Annotated in this window: 12 protein-coding genes; 2 read left to right on the forward strand and 10 right to left on the reverse strand. The window is 73.5% G+C overall.

From position 1 onward, the window contains the following. Positions 1–47: 47 nt before the first annotated feature. A complete protein-coding gene (locus HB370_RS10955) occupies positions 48–1,571 on the reverse strand; it encodes an MFS transporter (protein ID WP_063766455.1) in 1,524 nt (507 codons plus the stop codon). Positions 1,572–1,775: 204 nt separating this feature from the next. On the opposite strand from HB370_RS10955, the gene HB370_RS10960 reads away from it, so the two are divergent. Then, positions 1,776–2,405, forward strand: a complete 630-nt coding sequence (locus HB370_RS10960) for a TetR/AcrR family transcriptional regulator (RefSeq protein ID WP_030792278.1) — start codon at positions 1,776–1,778, stop codon at positions 2,403–2,405. An 11-nt stretch (positions 2,406–2,416) separates the two neighbouring features. Here HB370_RS10960 and HB370_RS10965 read toward each other — a convergent pair whose 3' ends face one another. The 7 genes from HB370_RS10965 to HB370_RS10995 form a co-directional block, all read right to left on the reverse strand. Beyond that, positions 2,417–3,640, reverse strand: a complete 1,224-nt coding sequence (locus HB370_RS10965; protein ID WP_037703032.1) for a styrene monooxygenase/indole monooxygenase family protein — start codon at positions 3,638–3,640, stop codon at positions 2,417–2,419. Positions 3,641–3,704: 64 nt separating this feature from the next. Next, on the reverse strand, positions 3,705–4,688 hold the full coding sequence (locus HB370_RS10970; protein ID WP_051816133.1) for an LLM class flavin-dependent oxidoreductase: 984 nt from the start codon (positions 4,686–4,688) through the stop codon (positions 3,705–3,707). Positions 4,689–4,735: 47 nt separating this feature from the next. Further along, a complete protein-coding gene (locus HB370_RS10975) occupies positions 4,736–5,227 on the reverse strand; it encodes a flavin reductase family protein (RefSeq protein WP_030792298.1) in 492 nt (163 codons plus the stop codon). Position 5,228: 1 nt separating this feature from the next. After that, a complete protein-coding gene (locus HB370_RS10980) occupies positions 5,229–6,890 on the reverse strand; it encodes an AMP-binding protein (RefSeq protein WP_030792300.1) in 1,662 nt (553 codons plus the stop codon). After that, positions 6,887–8,098: an acyl-CoA dehydrogenase family protein gene (locus tag HB370_RS10985; protein WP_030792303.1), complete on the reverse strand. Its 1,212-nt coding sequence runs from the start codon at positions 8,096–8,098 to the stop codon at positions 6,887–6,889. Before HB370_RS10985 ends, HB370_RS10980 begins: the two co-directional genes overlap by 4 nt. Before the next feature lie 44 nt (positions 8,099–8,142). After that, on the reverse strand, positions 8,143–9,660 hold the full coding sequence (locus tag HB370_RS41350; protein WP_063766456.1) for an FAD-binding oxidoreductase: 1,518 nt from the start codon (positions 9,658–9,660) through the stop codon (positions 8,143–8,145). 47 nt (positions 9,661–9,707) lie between these two features. Further along, positions 9,708–10,208, reverse strand: coding sequence for a flavin reductase family protein (locus HB370_RS10995; protein ID WP_106980786.1), 501 nt, complete (start codon positions 10,206–10,208; stop codon positions 9,708–9,710). Positions 10,209–10,534: 326 nt separating this feature from the next. Here HB370_RS10995 and HB370_RS11000 point away from each other — a divergent pair, with 326 nt between their 5' ends. Then, entirely contained in the window at positions 10,535–11,641 is a 1,107-nt protein-coding gene (locus HB370_RS11000; protein ID WP_030792312.1) for a prephenate dehydrogenase, read from the forward strand. A gap of 82 nt (positions 11,642–11,723) precedes the next feature. On the opposite strand, the gene HB370_RS11005 is transcribed toward HB370_RS11000, so the two are convergent. Together HB370_RS11005 and pgi are read right to left on the reverse strand one after the other, a co-directional pair. Further along, positions 11,724–12,815, reverse strand: coding sequence for an LLM class flavin-dependent oxidoreductase (locus HB370_RS11005; RefSeq protein WP_030792315.1), 1,092 nt, complete (start codon positions 12,813–12,815; stop codon positions 11,724–11,726). 212 nt (positions 12,816–13,027) lie between these two features. Further along, positions 13,028–14,680, reverse strand: a complete 1,653-nt coding sequence (pgi, locus tag HB370_RS11010) for a glucose-6-phosphate isomerase (protein WP_167512963.1) — start codon at positions 14,678–14,680, stop codon at positions 13,028–13,030. Positions 14,681–14,711: the final 31 nt, after the last annotated feature.

The raw sequence follows: 14,711 nt of genomic DNA on the forward strand, positions 1-14,711 counted from the left end.
GGCCTCCTGGTGTGCCGAGCCCCGCCGTCGGGGCTCGGCACCGTCGGTCAGCCGGCGGAGTGTCCGGCCGACTCGGCCGACCGCTCGTCCACGGCCACGGCGCGCCGGGCGGCCGGGGCGGTGGCGGTCCGGCGACGGGCGGCCAGCGCGGCGAGCGGCACCGCGAGCGCCGACACGGCGGCGATGGCGATGATCACCCAGGTGCCCTGGTGGTAGCCGTCGAGCAGGGCGGGCCGGTCGGCGGTGTCGTCCTCGTTGCCCATGCGCACGGTCACCACGGCGAGCACGACCGCGGCACCCACCTGGTAGCCGGTCTGCAGGATGCCCGCGGCGAGGCCCTGCTCGGACTCGTCGACGCCGTTGGTGGCCTGCACGTTGGCCGCGGTGAAGGCGAAGGGGAAGCCGATGCCGATGAGCAGCATGCTGGGCAGCACCATCAGCCAGTACGAGGAGCCCTCACCGACCCGGAGGAAGAGCAGGAAGGCGACGGCGTAGGCGAACATGCCGCCGAAGATCGGCCAGCGCAGTCCGGTCCGGCCGAGCCACTTTCCGGCGCGCGGCGCGAAGGTGAGGATCATCAGGCCGATCGGCAGGAAGGCGAACGCCATCTCCAGCGGGGACCAGCCCCGGTAGGTCTGCAGGTAGAGACTGCCGATGAACTGGTAGCTCATGTAGGTGCCGAGGATGGCCGCGGCGATCAGGCTGGCGCCGACCAGCGACTTGTTGCGCAGCAGACCGAGGCGGAGCAGCGGCTGCGGGGCGCGCGACTCGATGACCGCGAAGACGGCGAGCAGCAGGACCGCGACCGCGAGGACGCCGAGGGTGGGGGCGGAGAACCAGCCCTCGGCGGGGGCCTGCACGATGCCGTAGACGATCAGCAGCATGGCGGCGGTGACGGTGACGGCACCAGCGGCGTCGTAGTGACGCTTGCCGCCGTCGTGCGCGGGGTCCTTGGGAACGAGGGCGAGGGCACCGACGAGGGCCGCCACGGCGACCGGCACGGAGAGCATGAAGGTCCAGCGCCAGCTCGCCTCGGTGAGGGCGCCGCCGACCACCACGCCGATGGAGTACCCGACGGCGCCGCAGGCGGTGTAGATGCCGACGGCACGGTTGCGCTGCGGCCCCTCGGGGAAGTTGCCGACGATGATGGAGAGGGCGGAGGGGGCGGTCAGCGCCGCGCCGATGCCCATCACCAGGCGGCCGGCGACCACCATGAAGCCGCTGGTGGCCAGGCCGCCGGCGAGTGAGCCGACCGCGAGGACGGTGAGGCCGGTGAGGAACACCCGCCGCTTGCCGAGCAGGTCCGCCATGCGGCCACCGAGCAGCAGGAAGCCGCCGAAGCCCAGGACATAGGCGCTCACGACCCATTGCGCGGCGGACGTGCTCATGTTGAACTCGTCCTTGATCTGGGGCGTGGCGATGCCCACCATGATGTTGTCGAGGGCGTCCAGCGAGAAGGCGCCGCACACCACCACGAGCATCAGCCATTCGCGCAGGCCCCAGCGCACGGGGGCCTCTTTGCCCGGGGCGGGTGAGGCGCCGTCCACCGGGACGTCGTCCGCGATAGCCATGAACCGGATCTCCTTCGGGATTGAACGCCGTACCCAAAGGGCCCGCCCGGCGGGTGGGCGAGAGGCGGGTGGACCATAGGGTTCGACGCAGGACGAAGTGGCCGCACGCCCGTCACCACCTGGGGATCTTTGGGCAGCGCGACTTCTGTACTAACCTCTACACATGAAGCTAACGATCGGCTGATCCGCCGTCAAGGAGGTCAAGTGGCCCGCACCGGACGCCCCCGCGCCTTCGATCGCGACGCGGCACTGCACACGGCCATGCTGGTCTTCTGGGAGCGTGGTTACGCGACCACGTCGACCACCGACCTCAGTGCCGCCATGGGCATCAACCCGCCCAGCCTGTATGCCGCCTTCAAGAACAAGGAACAGTTGTTCCGGGAGGCCATCGGCCTCTACGAACGCACCGAGGCCGAGGCCTCGCGCCGGGAGATGGAAGCCGCGCCCACCGCCCGGGGAGCCATCGCCGCGCTGCTGCACGCGAGCGTCGACCGGTTCACCGCGGAGGACAAGCCACGCGGCTGCATGATCGTGCTCGCGGCCACCAACTGCACCGAGGACCACGAGTCGGTCCGCGACTTCGCGCTGCGCTGCCGGGCCCGCACCAAGGAGATGATCAAGGCGCGTCTGGACAGCGCCGGGGCCGCGGGGGAACTGGCCCCGGGCACGGACACGGACCGGCTCGCCGCCTTCTACACCACCTTCCTCAACGGTCTGTCGATCCAGGCGCGCGACGGGGCGGATCGCGCGCTGCTGCACGGCCTGGTGGACATGGCGATGTCCGCATGGGACGCCCCGGCCGGTCCCCTCGTCGGCGCGCCGTCGGCCGCCTGAGGGAACAGCGGTCAGCCGGCGGCCGTCACGCTCCGCAGCCAGGACTCGGTGGCCTCGGGGGACTTGATGGCCTCCCACATGGCCGCCGGGTGGTTGAAGTTGGTGACGAACGCGTCCGCCACCCGCTGGTCGCCGGTGGCGGTGGCGAACACCGCGCCCAGGTGCTCCGGCGGCGGACCGATGTTGAGGTTGGACCAGGCGACGACCGGCTCCGCGATCCGCCACAGCTCCGCGCTCGCCCGCTCGGCGAAGGCGGCGTCGAACGGCCCGGCGGCCACGATCAGCTCGGCCAGCTCGAACGCGCAGCGGGAGCCGAGGTTGGCGCCCTGCCCGGTCAGCGGGTCGTTGAGCACCCAGGCGTCGCCGAGGGCGACGGCCACCCGGCCCGAGGGCAGCGTGGTCCAGCCGCGGCGCACCGTCGGGGTGAGGCCGCCCTGGATCACATCGCCGGGACGGATGACCCCGAACTCGCTGTCGACGATGCGTTCCCGCAGGTCGGGCGCGAACTCGCCGACCAGGGAGAGCAGGGTCTTCTCGAAGCCGGCCAGGTCCCCGGCGTGGTCGTAGGAGGCGAGCTGCTCCAGCGGGCCGCCGGGCAGCGCCTCCACCACCATGCCGTGCACGGGGCCGTCGGCGGTGAGGATCCAGGTGGAGAAGATCTCCCCGGCCTCGGAGACCTGGAAGTGGATGTGGCTCGGCTCCACGGGCGCTATGCCGTGGAAGAGGCCCGCGGTCAGGATCCGCTGCGGCTCGGTGTACGGCGAGCGCTCCGGGTCGCGCGGGAAGAGTCCGGTACGCGCGCTGCGGCCGCTCGCCACGACGACCAGGTCGTGGTCGCGGGAGATCCGGTCGATCTCGGCGGCGTCCGGCGAGAGCACCTCCAGCCGGCCCCCGCGCTCCAGGTAGTCGGTGGTCAGCCGGGGCAGGTAGAGCCGCAGGTCGATGCCGCTCGCGGGCGCGTCGAGGTGGCCGAGGAAGTCGATCCCCGGGTCGCCGGCCGCGACGAGACGCACGCCGACGGTGTGGTTCTCCGGCTGGTCCCAGTGCGCGACCCCCAGCTCCCGCTCGCGCCGGACGGTGCGGCCGAAGCGGACCGGGAGGCTGAGCGGGCGGCCCTTGGCCACCTCCTCGGGGCTGCGCTCGGCATAGACCGTGGTGTTCACTCCGGCCTGCTGCAGCCGCAGCGCCAGGTGCAGACCGGATACGCCGGCTCCGACGATGGCGATGTCTGGCATGGTGCTCCTCCGTGGTGGGACGTCGTACGGGAAATGGCGGGGCCGCGGCGCGGGGGCCACCGGCTCAGCGGAACTGCGGGATCACGTGCTCGGCGAAGAGCCGCAGCGAGCGGCGGGCCCGGTCGGCGGGCAGGCCGGGCGCCCGGCCGAAGAAGATGACCCGCTCCACGTCGCCCAGCGGCTTGACGCGGTCGCGCAGGCCCTCGGCGACCACGTCGGGCGGGCCCACGAGGAACAGGTCGCGGGGCAGGTCGTCGACGGACGGCAGACCGGGGTTGCCGAACCACTCCTGGAACTTGTTGAGCAGGTACCAGTAGTGCTCCCGTATCTCCTGCCAGCCCTCCTCGGCGTCCTCGCAGACGTAGACGCCGGGGGTGACGATGGCGGTGACGCCGAACTGCGCGGGGTCGTGGCCGTTCTCGGCGAGGGTCCGCCGGTACAGGTCGAGGATCTCCGGCGAGGTGCCGAGGTCGGGCAGGAACCGCAGGCCGTGGCGGCCGGCCCGGAGCGCGGCGGCCTTGGAGCCGCCGCCGATCCACAGCGGCGGATGCCGGTCGGGCACGGGGGTGACGACGACGTCGTCCACGGTGAAGTGCCGGCCCGCGTAGGAGAACGGCTCGCCGTCCCAGGCCCGGCGCAGGATCTCCACCGTCTCCTCGGTGCGCGCCCCGCGCTGGGCCCGCTCCACGCCGAGGGCCTCGAACTCCTTCTCGCGGTAGCCGGGCGCCAGGCCCAGTTCCAGCCGGCCGCCGGAGAGCAGGTCGGTGACGGCCGCGTCCTCGGCGAGCCGCAGCGGATGGGTGAGGCTCGCCAGCAGCATGGCGGTGCCCAGCCGGACCCGGCTGGTCCGGGCGGCGATGGCCGCGAGCGCCGGGAAGAGGGAGGGCAGGTAGCCGTCGTCGGTCAGGTGGTGCTCGGAGAGCCAGACCGACTCGAATCCCAGTTCCTCGGCGTCCGTCGCCAGCGCGAGGTTCTCCTCGTACACCTCGGCCCAGGGCTGCCGCCAGCGCTCGGGGTTGCGGAAGTCGAGCCAGATGCCGAATTTCACGGTGCCTCCTACGAGTTCGTACAGCGGTCGATCAGGTCGGACGGGGGTCACGCCTCGGACAGCACGCGCAGGGTGCCGTTGACGGCCACCAGCGGAGGACGCCGGTACCGGCCACCGGTGGCCAGCACCTCGCCGATGAGCACGGTGTGGTCCCCGGTGTCGTGCCGGTCGTGCAGGCCGCACTCCAGCCAGCCCGGGGCGTCCAGCACCAGGGCCCCGGTCCGGGGGCCCGGTGAGGTCGCGCAGGTCAGCAGGGCCCGGGCCCGCTCCTCCCGGTCGCCCTCCAGGGCCTGGGCCAGGTCGACGCCGGCCACGTCGAGGATCGACACCGCCCACACCCGGGTGTCGAGGAGTGTGGCGAGGACATCGGAGTCGCGCCGCACGGCCAGGGAGACCAGCGGCGGGTCGAGGGATACGGAGGTGAAGGAACGCACCACCACCGCGTCGTGCCGCCGCCCGCCCTCCGTCTCCGCGAAGGTCGTCACGACGGTGAGCCCGGTGGCGAACGTACGCATCGTCGCGCTCAGGTCCAGGGACACGTCAGGCCTTTCGTTCGGGGTGCCCACGCCGGGCACCGGGCAGCCGGGAGGCCAGTACCGACCGGCGGAGCTTGCCGGTGGCCGTCCTGGGCAGTTCGTGCTCCGCCAGCGCCTCCACATGGGCCGGGCCGGCACCGAACCGGCTCCGCACCCGCTCCCGCACCCGCTCCTCCGCCTCGGCCGGCGCGATGCCGGGCCGGGGCCGGAAGAACACCGCCAGGCCACTGGCCGCGGCACCGTCGGCGGGAAACGCGCGGGCGACCGCGGACGCGGGCAGGACACAGGACAGTTCCTCGACCGCGTCCTCGATCTCGTGGCCGTACCAGGAGGCGCCGTTCAGCTCCACGAGTCCGTCGGCCCGGCCCGTCACCACCAGTTCGCCGTCCGCCACGAAGGCGAGGTCGTCGGTGACCAGCCAGCCGTCGGCGGACAGCGGGGCCGGCCGCGGCGTGCCGCCCTCCAGGTAGGCGCGGACCACCGGAACCCCGGTGACCTGGAGCCGGCCCGTGGCGCCGGCCGGCAGCACCCGGCCCCGCTCGTCCACCACGCGCACGGACACTCCGGGGTGCGGCACGCCGACCGGTACGAAGCGCCGCGGCGCTTCGGCGGGCCGGAAGACGCTGTCGACGACCCCCGAGGCGGTCTCCGGCATCCCCCAGCCGGGGTGCACGGCGTCCGGGGGCAGCCCGTACGGGGCCAGCGCCTCGAGAAACCGGCGGGCGACCCGCTCCTTGACCGGCGCGCCGCCGTTCATGACGTAGCGCAGCCGGCTCAGGTCCCAGGACCGGGGCCGGCCCTCCTCGAGCCGGTCGACGACCTGCGCGAAGGCGGGGCTGGGCGCCCAGGTGGTGTCGATCCGCCCGGAGTCGGCCAGGTCCAGCCAGCGCAGCGGATCGGCCCGCACCCAGGCGGTGTCGGCGTGCACCTGGTGGCAGCCGAGGAAGACGTCCCGCACGTGGAACATGACGATCCCGCTGATGTGGTCCAACGGCATCCAGTTCAGGCTGCGGGTGTGCTCGCCCAGTCCTCGCGCCACAGCCGTGGCGTGGGCCCGGCCGATCACGTGCCGGTGGGTCAGCGGCACCGCCTTGGGCCGCCCGCCGCTGCCCGAGGTGAGCGTGAGCACCGCCAGGTCGTCCGGGCGGGCGGCCGCCGGCGGGGTGGTGCCGGGGCGCGCCGCGCGCAGCGCGCCCACCGGTCCGAGCGGGCGCAGCAGCGGTGGCAGCCCGGCGGGAGCGTCCTCGCCGATCAACCACGCCTCCCCCACCGCCGCGACGGCCTCGGCGAGTCCGTCCGCCGGGGTGCCGGGCGGTACGGGCAGCGGCACCAGGCCGGCGAGCACACACGCCCAGAAGGCGGTGAGCAGGTCGGCGGTGTCCGCGGTCCGCAGGATCACCCGCGCCCCGGGCCGGGCCCCGGCCGCGGCCAGTCCGGCGCACACACGTGCCGCGTCCTCGTACAGAGCGCGGTAGGACCGGTGTGTCCCGGCGCCCTCCCGGTCGACCAGGACCACCCCGTGCGGGGTGCGGGTGGCGCGCAGCAACGCCTCGCCCAGCGTGCCGACCGGCGGCTCGGGCAGCTCGCCGCCGTGCAGCAGCGCCTGACCGGCGGGTGCCGTCGACGGGGCGGGGCCGGCGGCACCGGTGCGCGGGTGCCCGGTCATGCCACGATGCCCAGGCTGAACGGGTTGTGCGGAGTGCCGCCGAGCAGGTGCGCGCCGGCCGACTGGAGCACCTGGTCCTGGGCGATGACGTGCTGGCGCATCGTCGTCAGGTCACGCAGCCAGCGGTCCAGCGGCGACGGGCGGTAGATGGCGGTGGTCGCCACCAGGTCGTACAGCCGGCTGACGATGGTGCGGGCCACACGGAACGCGTTGACCCTGGCGAGGACGGTGTCCACCCGCTCGTCCGGGTCGAGTTCGCCGCCCGCGTCGATGATCTCCATCTGCCGGCGCAGGCTGCCGTAGACGGCGTGCCGGGCCGCGCCCAGCTCCATCTCGGACTCGGCGACGGCCAACTGCACCCGGTAGGTGTCGGCCCAGGGTGTGGAGGTGGCGCGGTCCGTGCGGTCGGCGGCCAGTTCGCGCACGTAGTCGAGGGCGGCCCGGGCCACGCCGAGCGGCACCCCGGGCATGTTGCGCAGGATGGCCTCGGGGGTCGCGTGCGGTCCGGGGGTGCGCGGGTGGCCCAGGCTGAAGGAGTGTTCTTCCGGTACGAACAGGTCCTTGGCCTGGTAGTCGCAGCTGCCGCTGCCGGCCAGCCCGGTGGTGTGCCAGGTGTCGAGGACCTCGAACTCCTCGCGGCGGGCCAGCATGATGCGCCAGTGGCCGGGGGCCCCGTCCGGACCGGGCTCGGGCCGGCCGTCCCGGTGCACGAAGCAGCCGGCCACCACCCAGTCGGCGTGGGTGATGCCGCTGCCGAACCCCCAGCGCCCGGTGACCCGGTAGCCGCCGGGCACCCGTTCCGCGCGGCCCAGGGGCAGGATGAGGCCGGCGGTGATGATGTCCGGGTCGCCGAGCTCCTCGCGGGCGACGGACTCGGGCAGGAACTGGGCGTACAGCGGGGTGTCCATGCCGATCATGGCGCACCACGCGGCGGAGGCGTCGCCGCGGGCGAGGATCTCCACGACCTCCGTCTGCTGTACGGAGTCGAGTCCCGGGCCGCCCTGTTCGACGGGTACGCCCATCCGGAAGACCCCGGCGTCGCGGAGCTGTTCGACCACCTCGGCGGGCAGTCTGCGGGCCCGCTCGATGTCCTCTGAGGCGGCGCGCAGCACCGGGACGAGGTCCTCGGCCCGGCGGAGCAGTTCCTCCGCCGTGACGGGCCGGGAGGTGGCGGGGCGCCTGGTGGCAGCCGCCTGTGATGTAACCATCTGCGAAGTCCCCTGTCTCACTGGTGTCCGGCGGTCTCCCGCGGTCAGCGGTAACGTCCCGGAGCGATGGCGTTGTTGGGGTCGAGCACGGCCTTGAGCCGGCGGGTGAGGGCGACGGCCGCGGCGTCCACGGAGAGCGCGTCCCGCTGCCCGGCGTGGTCGATGTCGAGCCGGTACGGCGTGAAGCCGGCCTCGGCGAACGACGCGTACAGCAGGTCCAGCGCCCGGTGGGCCCGCTCGGCCGCCTCCTCCTCGTGGGGGAACTTCATCGCCACCACGCAGTCGATGAGGTCGGGGCCCAGCAGGTGCAGGGTCGCCGAGAGCCGTACGCCGGTCTCGGCCGCCGCTTCCCGCAGCAGCCGGTCCGCGTGTGCCACCGCCTCGCCGGTGAACGGCAGCAGCGGCAGGAAGAACAGGAACCCGGCCGCCGTGTCGACCTTGTCGGCGCCGACGCCCATCTTGGCCCGGAACAGGGTGTCGGTGATGTCCGGGTCGCCGGCGTACCCGCGTTCCACCAGGCGGGTCACCTCGTGGTTGGGGTGGGACGGGTCGCTGCCGTCGGTGGCGGAGATGTCGGTGAACAGGCCGGTACGGCGGGCCTCCGCGGTCAGGATGCCGGTGAGCGCCTCGACCGCCTCGGCGGTGCCGTCGACCGGCAGGTGCACCAGGTACTCGCCCTCGGCGCCGCCGTACGCCTGCCCGGCCGCCGGGTCGTAGATCCGCGGGACGCCGCGGGTCAGCCCCTGGGCGACCCAGCGGCGCACGGCGTCGGTCACCTCGGCGAGCGCGGGGGCCGGGAAGCTCAGCCGGATCACGCGCCCCGCCTCGGGGCGCGGGGGCAGCCGGATCACGGCGGCGGTCACCACGCCCAGGTTGGACTGGACGAACAGCGGCAGCGCGGACGGGCCCAGGCCGTGCGGGTAGACCGGCGCGGTGCGGCCCGCGGTGGGCCACCAGCCCACGCGGACGGTCTCCCCGCCCGGCAGGACCACTTCCAGGCCGACGAGGTCCTCGGTGCGCTGGCCGCGCATGCCCACACCGCGGTCCAGGGCGTTGCCGACGATGCTGGTCTCGGCGGCGGAGACGGTGACGTTGACCAGCCGGGGGGTGTGGGACAGCAGCCGGGACAGCTGTCCCTGGGTGACACCCGGTTCGACGACGGCCCAGCCGGCGTCCAGGTCCAGCGTGCGCACCCGGTCCAGGCCGCCGAGGTCCAGCACCACGACGTCGTCCTGGGCGGGTTCGCGGGAACCCAGGCCCCAGTTGCGTCCCGTGCTGACGGCGTGCAGGCTCCCGGAATCCGGCTCCCGGGAGAAGAGTTCGACGATCTCCCGCACCTGCTCGGCGGTGGTGGGCCGCAGGACGGCGGCGACCCGGCGGGAGCGGAACAGGCTCGTGTTGGGTCCGAGCAGCCGGCTCCGCTCGGCATCGTCCGCCGCGCGCGCCACCCGGTCCTCGCCCAGTACGCGGGCGGCCGCGTCCAGGGCCGCGCGCAGCGCGGCGGTCCCGGGGCCGGGCGGGGCGGTGACGGGGCTGTCGACGGCCGTGGTCAGTTCGGGCATGTTGATCTCCCTGGACGGTGTGGGTCCTGGTCGTGCGGTTGTCGGTGTCAGGCGGCGGTGGCGGGGGTGAGCGCACCGTGCAGGAACACGAGCGGGTTCTGCGGGGCACGCACTCCGGTGGCCAGTACGGTGCCGATCACCATGAGGTGGTCGCCGACGGTGAAGGAGTCGGCCAGTGCGCACTCCATCCATCCGGGGCCGTCCAGCAGCAGCGCGCCGGTGTGCGGGCCCGGTGAGGCGGGCAGGGTGCGCAGGGCCTCGGCCCGGTGCTCCCGCGGCCGCGCCAGCGTGCGGGCGGTGTCCGCCCCGTCCGCGGCGAGGATCGACACGCCCCAGAACCCGGCCGTCAGCAGGTCCGCCAGGAAGGCCGACCCGTGGCGCAGGGAGAGCGCGACGAGCGGGGGGTCGTAGGACACCGGGATCAGCGAGTTCACCGTGACCGCGTCGTGGCGCCGCCCGCCGGGCTCGCCCGGGTCCTCGGTCCAGCTGCTCACCACACCGACGCCGGTGGCGAAGTGCCGCATCACCGTACGCAGATCGAGTTCCACCGTTCTTCCTCTCCGTCGTGTGCCGGCCTTCCCCGCGGCCCCCGGGAGGCCCGGCGGGTGTCCGGCGGCCCCGGCGAGACGAAGGTACGAACCGTCGGGGGGCGCACTGTGCCGTGCCCGCGCATGTGCTCTGTCGCGTTAGCGAACGCGGGGACACGCGCGGGGACATGCGCGCATTCGACACTCGCTGTGCGCGGCTGTGCGAGTACGGGACCGGGTCCCCGATCACACTCGGGCGTCGCGGAGGTACGGCGGTGACCGCCGTGCCCGCGCGTGTGGGGGCGGACGGCTCCTGCGCAGGGTGTTTCCGGGGAGAAGGGAAACCAATGATCCGCACCGCGGCCGTGGTGGGAACCGGGCTCATCGGCACGTCCGCCGGCCTCGCGCTGAGCCGCCGTGGCGTGCACGTCCACCTGATCGACGCGGACGAGTCGGCGGCGCGGGTCGCCGCCGCCCGCGGGGCCGGTACGGCCGGTCCGCCCGACGGCACGGTGGACCTCGCCGTGATCGCCGTACCGCCCGGCCTGGTCGCCCAGGTGCTGGAACAGCAGCAGCGCCGCGGGCTGGCCCGGGCCTACACCGATGTGGCGAGTGTCAAGTCCCCCACGGCGCTGGGCATCGGGTGCGGTCTGCCGCACCCGGACGTCTTCGTCGGCGGCCATCCCATGGCCGGCAGCGAGCGCTCCGGCCCGCTGGCCGCCCGCGCCGACCTCTTCGAGGGCCGTCCGTGGATCCTGACGCCCGGACCGGAGACCTCACCGGCCGCGCTCAACGGCGTGCTGGCCGCCGTGGCGCTGTGCGGTGCCGTTCCCCGGGTGATGGAACCGCACGCGCACGACCGTGCCGTCGCCCTGGTCTCGCACACGCCCCATCTGCTGGCGTCGCTGATGGCGGCGCGGCTGGCGGACGCGTCCGGGGACGCGCTGCGGCTCGCGGGCCGCGGGGTGCGGGACGTGATCCGGGTGGCGGGCGGCGACCCCGGACTGTGGACGGACATCATCCGTTCGAACGCGCCGGCGATCGCGGAGATCCTCGAAGCCCTGGCGAAGGACTTGGCGCAGCTCACCCGGGCCCTGCACGCGCTGGAGGTGGCCGGTTCCGGCGAGGACGCCGCCGAGGACGCCGTGGCCGTGCTCCGGGAGCTGCTGGTCCGGGGCCGGGACGGCTGGGCGGCCGTGCACGAGCCGGGCGGTGCCGCTTCCGCCGGGGAGGTGACGCTGACGGTCCCGCTGGCCGGCCGGCCCGGCGAGGTGGACCGGCTGCTGCACGCGGCGCAGGAATCCGGCATCGGCGAGCAGGACATCCGGCTGTCGTGGTCCCGTGCGGCCACGGGACTGTCGGCGAGTCTGGCCGCGTCACGGCTGTCCGCCGAGTCCGTCCGCCGCCGGCTCGCCGACGACGGCTGGCGGGTGTCGGTGGCCGCCGTTCCCTGAGGTGTGCCCGGCCCGCCCGGGGCGGCACCACACGTTCGTACGAAGGCCCTGGTCCGTGGGGACCAGGGCCTTCGGTGTGCCGTCAGCCGGTGGCCGGGGAGCCGTTCGGCAGCCCGTAGGCGTCGGATATCAGTTCGTAGGAGCGCACGCGGAAGTCCAGGCTGTGCGAGTTCATGGCCAGCATCAGCTCGTCCGCGCCGGTCCTCTTCTGCAGTTCGTCCAGGCCCGCGGCGACCTCGTCCGCCGTCCCGTACAGCGCGTTGTCCAGCCAGCCGCCGAGGGCGGCCGTCTCCCGCTCGGTGAAGACGTGGGCCTCGGCCTCCTCCGGGGTCGGGATGAGTCCGGGCCGCCCGCTGCGCAGCCGTACGGTGGCCAGGGCACCGGTGAGCGCCTGCCGCCGCGCCTCCCGGGCGTCGTCTCCCGCGAACGCGAAGACACCGAGGACGACGTACGGCTCGGCGAGGACGGCGGAGGGGCGGAAGCTGCTGCGGTACAGCTCCAGCGCGGGCAGGGTGTTCTGCGCGGCGAAGTGGTGGGCGAAAGCGAAGGGCAGCCCCAGCTGCCCGGCGAGGCGGGCGGAGAAGCCGGAGGACCCGAGCAGCCACACCTGCGGATGCCCGGTGTGTCCCTGGACCGGGCCGGGGACGGCGTGCACGGCGCGGTAGGGGTGCCGGTCGGGGAAGTCGCCCCGCAGGAAGCCGATGAGTTCCGTCACCTCGGCGGGGAAGTCGTCACCGGCGCCCGGCCCCCCGCCGGTGCGGCGCAGCGCCGCCGCCGTGGCACCGTCGGTGCCGGGCGCGCGGCCGAGACCGAGGTCGATACGCCCCGGGGCCAGGGCCTCGAGGGTGCCGAACTGCTCGGCGATGACCAGCGGGGCGTGGTTGGGCAGCATCACGCCGCCCGAACCGAGCCGGAGCCGTCGGGTATGGGCCGCCAGATGGGCGAGGATGACCGCGGGGCTGCTGCTGGAGATGCCGGGCATGGAGTGGTGCTCCGCCACCCAGTACCGCAGGAATCCGCGGGACTCGACCAGGCGGGCCAGACGCTGTGACGCCTGGAGCGCCTGGTGGGCGGTGTTGCCCTCGCCGAGGGCCACCAGGTCCAGGACGGACAACGGGACGGGGGCGGTTCCGTATGCACTGCCCCGGACGGGGTCACTGGTTGACTCAGTCATGTTGCGAAGGAACCGGGTGCGAACCGCGCCCTATTCCCGCCTGTCTCCGCCAAGTGGCTTGATTTGAGCGGCCGTTGCTCGGTCCGACGTTGATCGGTCCACCGAACGGGGGCCATGCGCCGGTGCGCAGGATGGCCGAAGATCGCCCCCGTCGGCCCGGCCCGCCGCCCCCTGGACGACGCGGGCGGCGGGCCGGGCCGGCGCGTTCCGGTTCAGCTCCGGCCGCGCAGCTCCCGGTACTGGGCGACCAGCGCCTTCGTGGACGCGTCCAGGCCGGGGACGTCGGCGCCCTCGGTGAGGGCGGGTTCGACGCGCTTGGCGAGAACCTTGCCGAGCTCCACGCCCCACTGGTCGAAGGAGTCGATGTTCCACACCGCGCCCTGGACGAACACCTTGTGCTCGTAGAGCGCGATGAGCTGGCCGAGCACGGACGGGGTCAGCGCACGGGCGAGGATCGTCGTGGTGGGCCGGTCGCCCTGGAAGGTCTTGTGCGGGACCAGTTCCTCGGGCACGCCCTCCGCGCGGACCTCCTCGGCGGTCTTGCCGAACGCGAGCGCCTGGGTCTGGGCGAAGAAGTTGGCCATCAACAGGTCGTGCTGGGCCTTGAGTTCACCGCTGAGTTCGGCGACCGGCTCGGCGAAGCCGATGAAGTCCGCCGGGATCAGCTTGGTGCCCTGGTGGATCAACTGGTAGTACGCGTGCTGCCCGTTGGTGCCGGGCGTGCCCCAGACCACCGGCCCGGTCTGCCAGTCGACCCGCTTGCCGTCGCGGGCGACGTACTTGCCGTTGGACTCCATGTCCAGCTGCTGGAGGTAGGCGGTGAACTTGGACAGGTAGTGCGAGTACGGCAGCACCGCGTGCGACTGGGCGTCGTGGAAGTTGCCGTACCAGATGCCCAGCAGGCCCAGCAGCAGCGGCGCGTTGGCCTCGGCGGGCGCCGTGCGGAAGTGCTCGTCCATCAGACGGAAGCCGTCGAGCATCTCCCGGAACCGCTCCGGGCCGATCGCGATCATCAGGGACAGGCCGATCGCGGAGTCGTACGAGTAGCGCCCGCCGACCCAGTCCCAGAACTCGAACATGTTGTCCGTGTCGATGCCGAACTCGGCGACCTTCCCGGCGTTCGTCGACAGCGCCACGAAGTGCTTGGCCACCGCGGCCTCGTCGCCCAGCGCGGCCAGCAGCCACTGGCGCGCGGAGGTGGCGTTGGTGATGGTCTCGATGGTGGTGAAGGTCTTGGAGGCGATGATGAACAGCGTCTCCGCCGGGTCCAGGTCCCGGGTGGCCTCGTGCAGGTCGGCGCCGTCCACATTGGAGACGAAGCGGACCGTGAGGTCGCGGTCGGTGAAGCCGCGCAGCACCTCGTAGGCCATCGCGGGGCCGAGGTCGGAGCCGCCGATACCGACGTTGATCACATTGCGGATGCGCTTGCCGGTGTACCCGGTCCACTCGCCGGAGCGGACCCGGTCGGCGAAGCCGGCCATCCTGTCCAGCACCGCGTGCACCTGGGGCACGACGTTCTCGCCGTCGACCTCGATCACGGCGTCCCGCGGGGCGCGCAGCGCGGTGTGCAGCACCGCCCGGTCCTCGGTGACGTTGATCTTCTCGCCGCGGAACATGGCGTCCCGCAGTCCGAAGACGTCCGTCGCCGCGGCCAGCTCGCGCAGCAGCCGCAGGGTGTCGTCGGTGACCAGGTGCTTCGAGTAGTCGATGTACAGGTCGCCGACCTTGAGCGTGTACCCGGTGCCGCGCCCGGGGTCGGCGGCGAACAGTTCCCTCAGCCGGGTGTCCGCCAGCTCCTCCCGGTGCTTGGCGAGGGCGGTCCACTCGGGCGTCTGGTGGAGCCTGGTACGGCCGTCTGCGTTCATGTCCGTCTTCAGCCTTCTTTCCTGCTGCCTG

The sequence above is a fragment of the Streptomyces sp. DSM 40868 genome, from assembly GCF_011820545.1.
Taxonomy (GTDB): Bacteria; Actinomycetota; Actinomycetes; order Streptomycetales; family Streptomycetaceae; genus Streptomyces; species Streptomyces eurythermus.